This is a genomic window from uncultured Oscillibacter sp. (genome assembly GCF_900546705.1).
Lineage (GTDB): Bacteria > Bacillota > Clostridia > Oscillospirales > Oscillospiraceae > Oscillibacter.
Genome location: NZ_URDP01000048.1, coordinates 1 through 13,975, shown reverse-complemented (window position 1 = coordinate 13,975; position 13,975 = coordinate 1). Strand labels below are relative to the sequence as shown.

The 13,975-nt window shown below is 65.4% G+C and carries 12 protein-coding genes and 5 tRNA genes; 8 read left to right on the top strand and 9 right to left on the bottom strand.

The window, feature by feature from the left end; all coding sequences use genetic code 11:
* Positions 1–2 precede the first annotated feature (2 nt).
* The 7 genes from QZS13_RS09040 (at position 3) to QZS13_RS09010 (ending at position 4,934) form a co-directional block, all read left to right on the top strand.
* Positions 3–77: transfer RNA gene (locus QZS13_RS09040), tRNA-Gly, on the top strand.
* 10 nt (positions 78–87) lie between these two features.
* A tRNA-Arg gene (locus QZS13_RS09035) sits at positions 88–164 on the top strand.
* 46 nt (positions 165–210) lie between these two features.
* A tRNA-His gene (locus tag QZS13_RS09030) sits at positions 211–287 on the top strand.
* A gap of 49 nt (positions 288–336) precedes the next feature.
* Positions 337–411 (top strand) — tRNA-Gln (locus QZS13_RS09025).
* A 31-nt stretch (positions 412–442) separates the two neighbouring features.
* Positions 443–518 (top strand) — tRNA-Lys (locus QZS13_RS09020).
* A 376-nt stretch (positions 519–894) separates the two neighbouring features.
* Positions 895–1,620 (top strand): DUF4097 family beta strand repeat-containing protein, encoded by a 726-nt coding sequence (locus QZS13_RS09015; protein ID WP_295588118.1) that lies wholly within the window; start codon positions 895–897, stop codon positions 1,618–1,620.
* A 161-nt stretch (positions 1,621–1,781) separates the two neighbouring features.
* A complete protein-coding gene (locus QZS13_RS09010) occupies positions 1,782–4,934 on the top strand; it encodes a M48 family metallopeptidase (protein ID WP_295588116.1) in 3,153 nt (1,050 codons plus the stop codon).
* A 44-nt stretch (positions 4,935–4,978) separates the two neighbouring features.
* On the opposite strand, the gene QZS13_RS09005 is transcribed toward QZS13_RS09010, so the two are convergent.
* Both QZS13_RS09005 and QZS13_RS09000 read right to left on the bottom strand, forming a co-directional pair.
* Positions 4,979–6,052, bottom strand: a complete 1,074-nt coding sequence (locus QZS13_RS09005; RefSeq protein ID WP_295588113.1) for a linear amide C-N hydrolase — start codon at positions 6,050–6,052, stop codon at positions 4,979–4,981.
* A 64-nt stretch (positions 6,053–6,116) separates the two neighbouring features.
* Entirely contained in the window at positions 6,117–6,680 is a 564-nt protein-coding gene (locus QZS13_RS09000; protein ID WP_295588110.1) for a DUF3793 family protein, read from the bottom strand.
* Positions 6,681–6,882: 202 nt separating this feature from the next.
* On the opposite strand from QZS13_RS09000, the gene QZS13_RS08995 reads away from it, so the two are divergent.
* The gene (locus QZS13_RS08995) at positions 6,883–7,350 is read left to right on the top strand and encodes a metallophosphoesterase (RefSeq protein WP_295588107.1); all 468 of its coding nucleotides are present in this window, start codon (positions 6,883–6,885) and stop codon (positions 7,348–7,350) included.
* A 56-nt stretch (positions 7,351–7,406) separates the two neighbouring features.
* Here QZS13_RS08995 and nifU read toward each other — a convergent pair whose 3' ends face one another.
* The 7 genes from nifU to QZS13_RS08960 all read right to left on the bottom strand — a co-directional run.
* A complete protein-coding gene (gene nifU / locus QZS13_RS08990; protein ID WP_295588104.1) occupies positions 7,407–7,850 on the bottom strand; it encodes a Fe-S cluster assembly scaffold protein NifU in 444 nt (147 codons plus the stop codon).
* A gap of 20 nt (positions 7,851–7,870) precedes the next feature.
* The gene (nifS, locus tag QZS13_RS08985; RefSeq protein ID WP_295588102.1) at positions 7,871–9,058 is read right to left on the bottom strand and encodes a cysteine desulfurase NifS; all 1,188 of its coding nucleotides are present in this window, start codon (positions 9,056–9,058) and stop codon (positions 7,871–7,873) included.
* 146 nt (positions 9,059–9,204) lie between these two features.
* The gene (locus tag QZS13_RS08980; protein ID WP_295588100.1) at positions 9,205–10,131 is read right to left on the bottom strand and encodes a M15 family metallopeptidase; all 927 of its coding nucleotides are present in this window, start codon (positions 10,129–10,131) and stop codon (positions 9,205–9,207) included.
* A gap of 126 nt (positions 10,132–10,257) precedes the next feature.
* Positions 10,258–11,295 (bottom strand): Gfo/Idh/MocA family protein, encoded by a 1,038-nt coding sequence (locus QZS13_RS08975; RefSeq protein WP_295588098.1) that lies wholly within the window; start codon positions 11,293–11,295, stop codon positions 10,258–10,260.
* Positions 11,296–11,338: 43 nt separating this feature from the next.
* A complete protein-coding gene (locus tag QZS13_RS08970) occupies positions 11,339–11,551 on the bottom strand; it encodes a PF20097 family protein (RefSeq protein WP_295588096.1) in 213 nt (70 codons plus the stop codon).
* 285 nt (positions 11,552–11,836) lie between these two features.
* Positions 11,837–13,765: a 3D-(3,5/4)-trihydroxycyclohexane-1,2-dione acylhydrolase (decyclizing) gene (gene iolD, locus QZS13_RS08965; RefSeq protein WP_295588093.1), complete on the bottom strand. Its 1,929-nt coding sequence runs from the start codon at positions 13,763–13,765 to the stop codon at positions 11,837–11,839.
* Between the two features lie 24 nt (positions 13,766–13,789).
* On the bottom strand, positions 13,790–13,975 hold a 186-nt coding region (locus tag QZS13_RS08960; protein ID WP_295588090.1), incomplete at its 5' end, for a 5-deoxy-glucuronate isomerase.

Here is a 13,975-nt window from a genome sequence, read left to right as displayed (position 1 = left end):
ACGCAGGTGTAGCACAATGGTCAGGGCACCAGCCTTCCAAGCTGGGGATGCGAGTTCGATTCTCGTCACCTGCTCCAATTTATATTCGCGCCAGTAGCTCAGCTGGATAGAGCAACTGCCTTCTAAGCAGTGGGCCAGGGGTTCGAGTCCCTTCTGGCGTACCAGCTCTTCTCGGAGCGAATGTCAGTTTTCCATGCGCCTTTATATGTGGTGGGTGTAGCTCAGTTGGTTAGAGCACCGGATTGTGGTTCCGGGTGTCGTGGGTTCGAGTCCCATCTCCCACCCCAGAAAAGAGTAGGGGATCGGGGTCATCCCGATCCCCTACTTTCACCACATTGGGGCGTCGCCAAGTGGTAAGGCAAGGGACTTTGACTCCCTCATCCGCTGGTTCGAGTCCAGCCGTCCCAGCCAGAAATTTTCCCGCGCAGCGCGCACACGCTTTGACCCGGTAGCTCAGCCGGCAGAGCAACTGCCTTTTAAGCAGTGGGTCCGGGGTTCGAATCCCCGTCGGGTCACCAAAACGAAAGGACATCCAAATGGATGTCCTTTCGTTTTGGGTTCCGCCGCCCGGGGGGCGGCTCCACCCTCCGGTGATCCAATTGCTCGGGGTCGGCAAAGCCGCCCCTCCGCCAAGGTTTTGGGCCCCCGGCCCAAAACGCTTGCACGGCGCATCAGCGCCGCCCCACCGTGTGGGGCCCCGGCCGCTGCGCTTCCGCTTCGATTCGGGCGGGAATCCGGGCGTCTTTCCTTTTGGGTTCCGCCGCCCGGGGGGCGGCTCCACATATTCATCGTATGCCCGGGCGAGGTCAATCGCTCTGCGCCGCCTCCCTGCGGCGTTTTTTTTCTGCCCGCACACCATTCCTCACAAAAACTTATGATAGGAGTCGATCGAACATGAACCGGTTCAGTAAAATCGTGATCGTCCTGCTCTCCGCCGCCGTGGTGATTCTGGCGGCGGCGCTGCTGTTCCAGCAGGGCGTCGCCCCGGCCTCCCCGGAGGACCCGGCCGGACAGACGGACGGCCCCGCCGCCCAGGAGACGGACAGTCCCCAGGAGACGGACAGTCCCCGGGAGACGGCGGACGACGCCCCGGAGACGGCGGACCTGCGGTGCTCCGTCCAATCCGGGGCCCTGCGGATCACCCGGGGCGAGACGTTCGCCGTCACGTCCGGGGACGAGAGCGCCTGCCAGCTAAGCTTTGACGGCGGGGTGTACACCGTCTCCGCCGCCGGCACCGGCGAGGCCATCGTGGTGACCGTGCCGGAGGACGCGGACCTGCAGGCCGTCACCCTCACCGCCGACGGCGGGGACCTGAGCGCCGAGAACCTGGACGCCGGGACCCTGACCGCCTCCTGCAATCAAGGGGCCCTCCGGTTCTCCGGCAGCGTGGACGGGGACGTGGACGTGGACCACGCCCAGGGGGAGACGGCCCTGCGCCTTTCCGGGGACGAGACGGCGTTCAACTGCGACGTGTCCTATGAGTTGGGCCACGTGCAGATCGGAAGCCGGTCCTACGCCGGCGCCCGGGGCAGCGACCGCGTGGACAACGGGGCCGGCAAGACCCTGACCGTCCGCTGCGCCATGGGCAGCGTGGACGTGACCTTCGACCCGGCAGCCTAACAGAGAACGGACACGGCATGAGCCGTGTCCGTTCTCTGTTTTTCTCCCCGCGCCGGCTTTTGATTGACATTTTTTCCCCTTCCCATTATTCTGATTTTAAAGCCACAAGCCACGTCCACCGTGCAGATTGCACAAAGAGAGAAAGAAAGGGTGGGTTGCCTATGGTACGCGCGGCCCTGGCGCAGATTTTCTACAAGCCGGCCATTGTGGAGCAGTCGGTGGATCACCTGGAGGAACCGGGTCTGGTCCAGGACGGCGTGAGCGCCGCAAGTCTGCTGCAAAGTCTCCCTCCGCCCAAGAGCGAGGCGCTGCACCATCTGCAGGTACAGCTTCGGGAGGAGTACATCACCTATTTCACCCACAAGCTGCGGGAGATCCTCCGGCAGGTCTGCCGGGTCCATCAGCCGGACCTGCTGGTGTTTCCGGAGTACGCGGTGCCCTACGCCTGCCTGCCGGTGCTGCGGGACATGGCCCGGGACCGCAAAATGACCATTGTGGCCGGGAGCCACACGGTGCTCCCCGCCGCGGAGGACTATTACGCCCAGATCGGACTGGACATCGACCCGGTGCGTCTGCAGGGCGCCTCCGTGGCCCCGGTGTTCTTTCCGGACGGCCGGGCGGACTTCCAGATCAAGCACCAGCGCTCCATTTTCGAGGTAACCATGCAGGCCCGGCCGGAGGCTCCGTTCCGCCGCTTTTGCTCCGTCACCCGGGACGGCCAGCCGTACAGCTTCTATGTGGTCATCTGCGCCGACGCCCTGTACACGGAGACGGTGGGGCAGCTGGATCTGGAGCGCCGGGAGGCGGCCGATCAAAACCTGATGGTCCTGACGGTGGCCTGCTCCACCAGCACGGAGGGGTTCCGGGATCTGTCGGGCCAGCTGGCCCGGCGGGAGGTACCCATGCTGATCTGCAACGCCAGCTGCTTCGGCGGCTCCGGCATCCACCTGCCGCCTTCCGTCCGGCAGCGGTTCACCAACCCGCCGGGGCAGTCCAGCTGTCTGGAGAAGTGGGATGAGGCGCTGCTGCTGCTGGACTTTCTGCCCGGAAGCTACTTTGTCAAACGCAGCGTGCTGGACACGGATGTGCGGGGCAGCTGGGCCGTCTGCCCGATTCTTTACGGGGAAAATCCCCCCTGGCAGCAGAATTATACGCAGACGCTGCGGGACATGGAGCAGTATCTAAGCCTGGGCAGCGCCGCAGACGCCGCCGATGCCGCCGACGTTCTCCTCACCCTCCGGGAAACCCAGCTGCCGCCGCGGCTGGAGACGGCCTTCCGGAACTTTTCCGCCCGGTCCGGGACTTTCTGCGGCGACACCGCCGCCTGCCTGCTGCCTCTGCGCTGCTTGCTGCTGCCCCTCAATTCCACCCAGGCCCACCTGCGCCGGGAGATCCAGACGGCGCTGCACTTTTGCGTGGAGGCTGGCCCGAATGCCGTGCCGCTGATCGCCGCGCTGATGAACCAGCAGGATTCCTATCCGGAGGAGGAACCCATTCCCGTCCAGCCCATTCTGCCCCCCGCGGTGGCCAAGCCCGCCCCCTCGGCGGAGGACAATCTGCGGTTTTGGGACCGGGGCTCTTACATGACGCAGCTGCAAAACGCCATCACCAATCCGGCGGTGCGGCTGATCCTCATCAGCGGCGCCTACGGCATCGGCAAAACCAGCCTGACGGGCATCACCTTCCGGCGCAGCCTGCCCAACTGGACGGTACAGTCCATTTCCCTGGCACCCACCACCCGGTTTTCCATGGTGCTGGAGTACCTGGCAAACGCCATCGGCCACCCCCTGAAGGCGGACACTCTGACCCGCAGCAGCAAAAACGCCCTGCGTCCGGTTCTGGAGCGTTTTTGCAAGGACCTTCTGGCCAAGGACGGCCGGGCGGTGGTGGTGGACCAGATGGAGTCCATTCTGCTGGGCCAGCAGGGCCGGGACCACACCCTCATGACCCTCTTCCGGGACGCGGTCTACGGTCTCAAAATCGGTCAGGGGAAGGTGATCTTCCTCAGCGACGTGCGCTTTTCCAAGGAGATCTTCCCGGAAAACCCCGCGGTGAAGCGGATCGTGGTAGGCCGGATCTCCGAAAACGGCTACATCAAAAAGATCCTGGAGTATGAGATCCGCCGCCGGCGCCTGCTCTCCCCCGGCCAGGTCCCGGAGATCCCCTCCTGGCTGTACAGCCTGGTCAACGGCCATCCGCTGACCGCCAAGCTGTGCGTGGAGGTCATGGCCCGCCGGGGAATCCAGTCTCTGGAGGACATCTCCCTGGGTCAGATGCAGGAGGAGGTGATCCGGCAGCTGATGGAGAAGATCTGCCTGGATCACCTGGAGACCCAGCTGATGCATCTTCTGTCCGTGTTCCGCACCCTCATCGAGGTGCCCCGGCTCAAGCGGCACTTGCCGGAGAAATACCGCAGCCTGCTGGAAAAGAATATCGACCGGCTCTATGCGTCCTCCTTCATCAGCGCCGGGGAGAACACCCTGGAGGTCACCGCCGTATTCCGCAGCTACTACTATGACCAGATCCCGCCGGAAAACCGGAACGCGCTCCACGGGTACGCCCTGGATTACTATGTGGAGCTGCACCGTGAGCTGACCCGGCAGCACCAGTTCAGCGCCCAGGTCTACGCCGAGATCGCCTACCACCTGACCCAGCTGGGGCGGATGGAGGAGCTGCGCGGCTATCTGCCGGGGAACCTGAACACCCTCAAGCAGCTGGCTAAGACCCTCTACCAGCGGGACAAGAACTACCCCATGGCCCTGCAGCTCTACCAGATCCTCTGCGAGGCGTACCCGGAGGACATCGAGGTGCTCTCCTATCTGGGCCGGTGCTATGCCCGGCAGGGGAACTGGGACCGGATGACGGAGTACTTCACCCGGGCCGTGGAGGCCGCCCAGCGCCAGGGCGAATACACCTGGTACCTCTACCGGGACTGGGGCCACCTCTATGTGCGCTACTACATGGAGCCGGAGGCAGTGGAAAAATTCGCCGAGGCCCGGGTCCGTCTGATTCGGGAGACCGGGCTGACGGATGAGGCCGGCATCCTGGCGGCGGAGGGCTTCCTGGCCGAGCGCAACCACGATCTGGCGGGCGCCGCGGCCAAGTACGAAGCGGCGCTGTCCTGCAACGCCGCCCATGAATTCACCATCAACAACTACGCCAGTTTGCTGCGCAGACAGGGGAATGTCCAATATGCGCAGGAGCTGGAGCAGCGTCTGCTGGACGCCGGCGCCGAACGGCTGGGGGAGCCCACAGACGATTTCTTCTCCGGCTTCGACATGGTGGACGCCCAGCCGGAGCTGTACGACGACTGATCCTTCCGGCAAAAACGGACATCCCTCCGGATGTCCGTTTTTTTCTATTTCTCCCCGCTCAGGCACTGAAATTCCGGCCCGCCCCCCAGGGGGAACTGCTGTGCCTTTTCCCCCAGGTCCTCCAGGGCCACGTACCGCACGTGCTGGTTTTCGTAGGTAGTCCAGTAGTACCGGCCGGACTCGGCGCAGCAGACGGCGGTGTAGACCGTGTAGTCAAAGGGCACCGCCGCCCCGTCCAGGGGCGTGGGCTGGCCCGGCTGGCTCACCCGCACCATGCCCAGGGGGAAGGCGGCGCTTTGCATGAGCCGCAGCAGCCGGGCCACTCCCTCCGGCTCGTCCTTCCCCCGCACCGCGTACTTGCGGAGAAACGCCAGCCGCACGAACCGGGACGGGGCGCTCCAGTCCCCGGGCAATCCCTGGGCGCCGCTGCCGGAAAAGCACTGGGCCAGGTGCTCGTCCCCGAAGGTGAGGCCCTCCCGGTCCAGGTCCCGGACCCCGGCGTAATTCAAGAGGTTCGTCCGGTGCCAGGGGTAGCCGGGGCTGTTGGTCATGACCCCCAGGGTCCGCCGGTAAATATGGAGGCCGTCGGCGTCGGGCTCGGCAATGAGCATCTCCCCGGTGCGGTCGCTGAAGGCCCAGTGGAGGGGCGGCACCGTGCCCAGCAGCGGCCGGGGCACCAGGGCCAGATGCCGCTCCAGCTCCTCCGCCGCCTCCGCCGCCGTGGCGCACTGGGCCAGCAGGTGGTAGACCACGAAGGGCGGCTGGATAGGGCAGGCGCCCCGGGGACCGGGGGCATCGTAATGGGCGAAGTGCCGGTAGTAGAGCTGGCCCCCCATGAGCCCCCGCTCGTTGACCCCCTCGTAGAGGATGGGGCACGAGGGAATGCACAAAAGGCCCATGCCCACGGCGGCGTACCGGGCGCGGCGGCGGCTCCGGTCCACCACGTCCCCGGTCAGGGACGAGCCGCACACGGCGTAGGCGGTGCCGGCGGGCACGTAGGTGACGGCGGTGCCCTCCGCCAGACGGTTGAAGTCGAAGTTCCTGCCCCACAGGTGGCGTCCGTCCCCGGTCTCCCAGCTCAGGGCGCTGCACCCGGGGCATCCGGGATCGTGTCTCATGGCTGTCCTTTCCGCCGCTTTTGCGGCTGCCGTTTTCCCCCAGTATGCCCCCGTCCGCGGGATTTTAACCGGCCGCCAGGGCGGCGATGGGCGTGCCCGCCAGAAAGCGGCGGGTACAGCGGGCGGTGCAGCGGCGGTAGCGGTCGAACCGCAGCCGGGCGGCCCGGGGGTCCCCGTAGACCTTCCAGCACCCGCAGGCGGTGAACCCCCGGCCCCGGTGGCGGATGAACCCCTCCACGTCCTCCAGAGGGTAGCCCAGAAACACGCCCACCTCGTGGGGGTAGTCCCCCTCCAGGCAAAACCGGGCGGCAAGCTGGTCCAGCAGCGCCTCCAGCCCCGGCGCCGGATCGTACCCCCGCCCCATGAGGAACGACCGCACCGCCGCGCCCCCCACCAGCCGTTCCATCCACGCCGGGCGGTAGAGATACACCAGGCACGCCCCCGTCACCGGGCAGGTCTTCAGCACCCGGACGGCGATGCCCCGGGGCCCCAGCTCCCGCCGCCACCGGTCCACCGCCGCCCGGGGACAGGCCCCGTCCGCCCGGCAGCGAAACAAACTGGCCGGCTTGATGCCCGCCAGAGTGGGCGCGCACTGCTCCACCAAAATCTCATCCAACGACCGTTCCATGGCTGCGCCTCCTTTTTGTGGTTAGTTTATGCTAACTATCAGTTCGGAAAAACGGCGCCCCTCCGGCGCCGCGTCCGCTAGTTAGTTTTATCTAACTATCTCACAGGATACCACACGCCCCCTCCCCTTGTCAACGGCGGATTGCGCCGAACACGAAATGGGGGTATACTGGGTGAAAAACCACACGGGAGATGACATGGCCATGAAGATTCTGGTATTATCGGACTCCCACGGCAACGTGGGCAATATGGAGGAGGCTGTGGCGCGGACGTCCCCCCGGATGATCTTCCACCTGGGGGACTGCTGGCGGGACGCCGAGCGCCTCCACGACCGCTTCCCGGACATTCCCCTCTGCCAGGTGCCCGGCAACTGCGACTTCCGGCCCGGGGAGCCCACGGAGCGGCTGGTGTGCCTGGAGGACTACCGGATCTTGCTCTGCCACGGCCACACCTACGGCGTCAAGCAGTCTCTTTTGATGGCCGGCTTTGCCGCCGAGGAACAGAACCTGGACCTGTTCCTCTTCGGCCACACCCACCGGCCCCTGGTGGACCGGCGAGGCAAGACCCTGTTCTTGAATCCCGGCAGCATCGGCGACCCCCGCCGCCCCTTCTATGGCCTGGTCACCATCACCGGCGGAAAGCTGGACGCCTCCACCCACCCTCTGGACTAACCGGCCGTGCCCCGGACAAAAAAACCGCCCCGCCTTTCGGCGGAGCGGTTTTTTTGTTATTCGCAGTGGCCGCAGGTGTCGCAGTGGCCCTGGCAGGCGGTGAGCTCGTCGCCGTAGGCGATGCCGCTGCGGTCGTAGTAGTCCTTGACGGCGGCCCGGACGGCCTCCTCCGCCAGCACAGAGCAGTGGATCTTCTGGGCGGGCAGTCCCCCCAGGGCCTCCACCACCGCCCGGTTGCTCAGCTCCAGGGCTTCGGATACCTTCTTGCCCTTAATCATCTCCGTGGCCATGGAGCTGGTGGCGATGGCGCTGCCGCAGCCGAAGGTGTTGAACTTCACGTCGGTGATGACCTGGGTGTCCGGGTCCACCTTGATGTACATGCGCATGATGTCGCCGCACTTGGCGTTGCCCACCTCGCCGACGCCGTCGGCGTCGTCCATCTTGCCTACGTTCCGGGGATTCTGGAAATGGTCCATGACCTCTTTACTGTAAAGTGCCATAACTTGACTCCTTTCTGATTTCAGATGAGATGGGGCCGCACGCCCCGCTCCAGCTCGTCCCACACCGGGGACATGTTCCGCAGGTACTCCACCACGCCGGGCACCACGGAGAGGATGTGGTCCACGTCGGCTTCGGTGTTGTAGTGGCTCAGGCTCAGACGCAAGGAGCCGTGGGCCACCTCGTGGGGCCGCCCCAGGGCCAGCAGCACGTGGCTGGGGTCCAGGGAGCCGGAGGTGCAGGCGGACCCAGAGGAGGCGGCGATGCCCTGGGCGTCCAGCATCAGCAAAAGGGACTCACCCTCGATGCCCTCGAAGCACACGTTCACGTTGCCCGGCAGCCGCCGCGCGGCGTCGCCGTTGAGCACCGTGTGGGGGATGGCGGTCAGGCCCGCGATGAGCTTGTCCCGCAGGACCGTCACCTTTTCGGCGTTTTCCGCCATGCGGGCGCAGGCCTCGTCGAAGGCCGCCGCCGCGCCCACGATGCCCGGCACGTTCTCCGTACCGGCCCGCTTGCCCCGCTCCTGGGCGCCGCCGTAGATGACGTTGGTCAATGCCACGCCCCGGCGGGCGTACAGTACGCCCACGCCCTTGGGCCCGTGGAACTTGTGGGCGGAGAGGGACAGCAGGTCCACACCCAGGGCTCCCACGTCGATGGGCAGGTGCCCCGCCGCCTGGACGGCGTCCGTGTGGAACAGCACCCCCGCCTCCCGGCACACGGCGGCGATGTCGGCGATGGGCTGGATGGTGCCGATCTCGTTGTTGGCGAACATGACGGACACCAGCGCCGTGTCGGGCCGGATGGCCTCCCGGACCTGCTCTGCCGTCACCACCCCGTCGGGGGGGATGTCCAGCAGCGTCACCTCAAAGCCCTCCTTCTCCAGAGCCTGGAGGGTGTGGAGCACCGCGTGGTGTTCAAACTTGGTGGAGACGATGTGCTTCTTGCCCTTCCTGAGGCCCAGCATGGCGCCGGACCGGAGGGCCTGGTTGTCGGACTCGCTGCCGCCGGAGGTGAAGGTGATCTCCGCCGGGGACGCGCCCAGATTCCGGGCGAAAATCTCCCGGGCCTGGGCCAGCTGCTCCGCCGCCCGCTGACCGGGGCTGTGGAGGCTGGAGGGGTTGGCATATGTTTCCCGGAGGCAGGGCAGCATGGCCTCCAGGGCGGTTTGACTCATGGCGGTGGTGGCCGCGTTGTCTGCGTAGACGTACATACTGTATATCCTCCTTTTCCTATCTTTTTACTATGATATAGTCATAGCACACTAATTCCTACTTGTCAAGTATGATTTCAAGAAAAAGGGGACGCCTCCCGATTTTCGGGAGGCGCCGGGCCGTTTTTTCAATACGATATGTAATTTTACATCCCCAATTTACTCTCTGTATCGGATTTTGCCGCTGGAAGCTGCCAGCCGCCTCCGGGAGAGAGGGCCGCGTCCACCGCCGCCTGGAGCCGTCCCGAGGCGCCCTCCACCGCCGGCACCGCCAGATATTCCTCCAGACAGATGCCCCGCGCATGGATGTCGGCAGCGATCTCCTCCCCCACGTACCGGTAGTGCCAGGGCTCATAGCCGATGCCCGTGACCGAGGACTTGTCCGTGGGATAGCGGAGGATGAAGCCGTATTCCCAGCAATGTTCCATGAGCCACTGCTGCTCTTCCGTCCGGGACTGCTTCTCGTCCAGCACCGGGTAGTCCGTGGCCATGATATCCACGGCCAGACCCGTCTGGTGCTCGCTGGTGCCCGGCGGGGCCACCCACCGGCCCGCCTCCGCCAGCGCCTCTTCCCGGCTGTACCCGGCGGACAGCAGCCGGGCGATCTTGTTCTGGTAGAGCCGGTTCTGGGTGGACTCCGTCCGGTAGGCGGAGCACACGGTCACGTCCAGCCCCGCCGCCCCACAGTCGGCGAGCATCTGCTCCAGGGCGGGCCGGGCCTGGGCGGCGATCTGCAAACCGCCCGCCAGCGTCTCCAGCTCCACTTCGTAGTCCGCCGGCAGGGGGTTCCATGCATTCACCAGCAGCGGCGTCTCCCCCTGCCGCTCTTCCGGCAGGCGCACCGCCGCCTTTTCCAGGGATGGGGCGGCCGCCGGGACGGGTGCCGTCCGGGACGGGGCGCTTGCGGCGGACTCCGCCGAAGTGCTTTGGGCGGACGGGCCGCTCTGGACCGGGGCGCTTTGGGCGGCGATCTCCGGGAGCCCGGGTGTCTCCAGGGCCGTGGCGCCCATGCCCATGGTACCGGCCGCCAGGGCCAGCGACGCCAGCACCGCGCCGATCATGCGGTAGTTCATACTGCCTCCCTCCTTTTGGGACCTGCTTTTTTATCTGTATGGTACCCGGTTCCGGGGGCGAAAGCAAGGGGATTTTTGTAAACAAAAAAAGGGCCGCCCGGCGGGCGGCCCTTCTGCGGCGGAATTTTACTTGTACAGCTCGGGCTTCTCCATGGTCTCCACCTTCAGGAACTGGGAGGTGCCGCGGGAGGCGTTCAGAGCATCGCCGGCCACGCAGGCAACGTAGCCGTCCCAGGAGGAGGGGCCGGTGAGCTTGCCGGCGTGGACGGACTCCACCCACTTGCAGAACTCAATGTCGTAGGCCTCGATGAAGCGCTCCTTCCAGTCGGTCATGATGGGCATGGACTCGGCGGGCTTCATGGTGTCCCAGCCGGCGGGACGGGAGCGGCGCACCACGGCGTAGGGGTCGGGCAGCTTGACGGTGCCGTTCTCGCAGACCACCTCGCACTGGATGTCGTAGCCGTAGCCGTCGGCCACCTGGACCTCCACGTCGATGAAGCAGCCCTTCTTGGTGCGCATGAGCATGACCTGGGGGTTGTCGTAGCCCTTGTTGGAGTTGGAGGACTGGCGCACCTTCACGCACTGCACGTCCTCATACTCGTCGTCCAGCAGCCAGCGGCAGATGTCCAGCTCGTGGATGGCCACGTTGGTCACGCCGTTTTCGGTCTTGAAGCCCGGGCCCTGGGAGACGTTGCGGTGGCAGGCCTTGATGAGCAGGGGCTTGCCGATCTCGCCGGAGTCGATGATGCGCTTCATCTCGGCGTAGCCACGGTCATAGTGGCGCATGAAGCCCACCTGCACCAGCCGCTTGCCGATCTCCAGCTCCCGCTTGATGATGTCCTCGCAGTCGGCGGCGTTCTGGCTCAGGGGCTTTTCGCAGAAGCACCACTTCTCCTCGGCCAGGGTCTTCATGACGTAGTCGTGATGGGTGGGATCGATGGAGGTGATGACCACGGCCTCCACCTCGGGGTCCTTGATCATGCCGTCGCAGTCGTTGCCGAAGGAGCGGATGCCGTACTTGGCGGCCGTCTCGTCGGCGGCAGCGGCCACGTAGTCGGAAACCGCCACCACGGTGGCGCCGGGGACCGTCTCAATGATGCGCCGGCAGTGATCCTTGCCGATGGCGCCGCAGCCGATGATGCCGATTTTCAAAACCTGATCCATGTTGATTACCCTTCCTTTATATTATAATAATGTAGGGATGCCGTTAATACTCCACGATGATCTTTTTGCACTGGGTGCAGCGTTGGGCGGGAATATAGGGCGGCGTAATAAGCCGGATGTCCTGTCTGCTCAAAAGTTCCGCATCTCCGGACAGATCCGGCACACCGGTTTTCCGGGGCTTGGGAAGCCAATAGATTCCATAGTGACTCTGCAAGGCCCCCTGCTCCATGTCCCCGCCGCAGTATGGACAAACCATGTTCTGACCCTTTCCGTTCCGGACGGGCTCCGCCTGCCCGGAACTCCCGTCATTTTCGGCAGGACACGCGCCTGCCGAAAATACGTTGACCCGTGCGCCCTTGGGCGGCGCTCACCAGCATCTTTCGTTCCGGAGGGGCTCCGCCTCTCCGGAACTCCGATGCCCGCGCCACTGGGCGCGGCTCCCCCGCCGTGCGGGGGAGAGGGGGTATCGGACGGGCTGTGCCGCCAAGGGCGGTGCGGCCCGTCCGTATCCAGGGGGGATGCAATCCCCCCTGGAAAGATTTTAATACTTCCGCGCGTCCTTGACGTGCTCGAGATGATCGGCGTAGGCGTCCAGGTTCTCCTGGCGCTCGGACACCTCCGTGTCACCCACGCGCCACCAGGAGCCGTAGCCGTCGGTCATGGTCTTGGGCAGCACCTTGATGTCGAAGAGCACGGGGCGGTTCTTCACCTTCTTGGCGTCCTCGAAGGCCGCCTTCAGCTCCTCCATGGTGTGGATGGAGTAGGACTTGCAGCCGTAGGCCTCGGCCACCTTGGCGTAGTCGATGTTCAGGAAGTCGCCGAACAGGCCCTCCTTGTTGCGGTAGCGCAGCTCCGTGCACAGCGTCACGTTGCCGTGGCCCACCTGGAGGTTGTTGATGCAGCCGAAGCTGGCGTTGTCGAAGAGGCAGATGTTGACCTTCTTGTGCTCCTGGCAGGCGGTGATGAGCTCGCCGTGGAGCATGTTGAAGCTGCCGTCGCCGCAGAAGGCGTAGACCTCGTGCTTGTCGCCGATGGCGAGCTTGACGCCCAGGGCGCCGGCCACCTCATAGCCCATGGTGGAGTAGCCGTACTCCATGTTGTAGGTATCCACGGCTCTGGGACGCCACACCCGCTGCATGTCGCCGGGCAGGGAGCCGGCGGCACCGATGGCCACGTCCTCGTCGTCCATCATGGCGTTGATGGCGCCCAGGACGGTGGTCTGGCACAGCTCGGCGCCCAGGTCCTTGGCAAAGCGCTTGGCGGAGTCGGCGTTGGCGTCGTTGATGATGGGCTTCCAGCTCTTCTTGTCCTCGAAGGTGATGCCGTCCAGGCGCTCGAGCTCCTTGGCCCACTTCTCCTTGGCGGCGGCGATCTCGGTGGTGTAGCCGCTCTTGTAGCCCTCCAGCAGCTTTTCCAGGCGGGGCAGGGCGTCCTTGGCGTCGGCCACCACGGGGATGGCGTCCATCTTCAAAGACTGGAACTCGGAGACGTTGATGTTGACGAACTTGCAGCTGTCCTTGAACAGCCACTTGGAGGAGGTGGTGAAGTCGGTGTAGCGGGTGCCCACGCCGATGACCAGGTCCGCCTTCTTGGCGATCTCGTTGGCGGCGGAGCAGCCGGTGACGCCCAGGCCGCCCAGGTTCAGGGGATGGGTCCACACCACGGCGGACTTGCCCGCCTGGGTCTCACCGAAGGGGATGTTCAGCGCCTCGGCGAAGTGGCGGAACTCCTCGTGGGCCTCGGAGTAGCGCACGCCGCCGCCGCACACCAGCATGGGGCGCTTGGCCTTGCGGATGGCCTCGGCGGCCTCTTCCAGGGCGGCCTCGGTGGCGGGACGGCGCTCCAGACGCCACACCCGCTTTTTGAAGAAGCTCTCGGGATAGTCATAGGCCTCGCCCTCCACGTCCTGGGGCATGGCCACGCATACGGCGCCGGTGTTGGCCGGGTCGGTGAGGGTGCGGAAGGCGGACATCATGGCGCTCATGAGCTGCTCGGGACGGACGATGCGGTCCCAGTAGCGGCACACGGCCTTGAAGGCGTCGTTGGTGGAGATGGACAGGTTGTGGGTCTGCTCCACCTGCTGCAAAACGGGGTCGGGCTGGCGGCAGGCGTACACGTCGCCGGGCAGCACCAGCAGCGGGATGTTGTTGGCGGTGGCGGTGCCGCAGGCGGTGACCATGTTGGCGGCGCCGGGGCCCACGGAGGAGGTGACGGCGAAGATCTGCTTGCGCTTCATCTGCTTGGCGAAGGCCACGGCCGCCTGGGCCATGCCCTGCTCGTTCTTGCCCTGATAGACCTCCAGGTGCTTGGCCTCCTGGCTCAGCGCCTGGCCCAGGCCCACCACGTTGCCGTGGCCGGGGATGATGAACACGCCCCGGACGAAGCGGGTCTGGACGCCGTCCACGTCGATATACTGGTTTTCCAGGAACCGGACCAGGGCCTGGGCCATGGTCAAACGAACGGTTTTCATACTCTCAAATACCTCCTGATTTGTTCAGCCCTGATAGATGTGCTCGTTGGCGTCGGGCTTCCACAGCCACTCGTGCTCCTTGTCGTCGATCCGGGTCTTGAGCCAGGGATCGCCGTCCAGGTGCCGGATGCCCCAGGCGTAGCACATGGCGTAGCCGGGCGCGGCGGTCTGGGAGTGGAAGCCGTGGTTGATGACGGCGCAGCCGTTGTG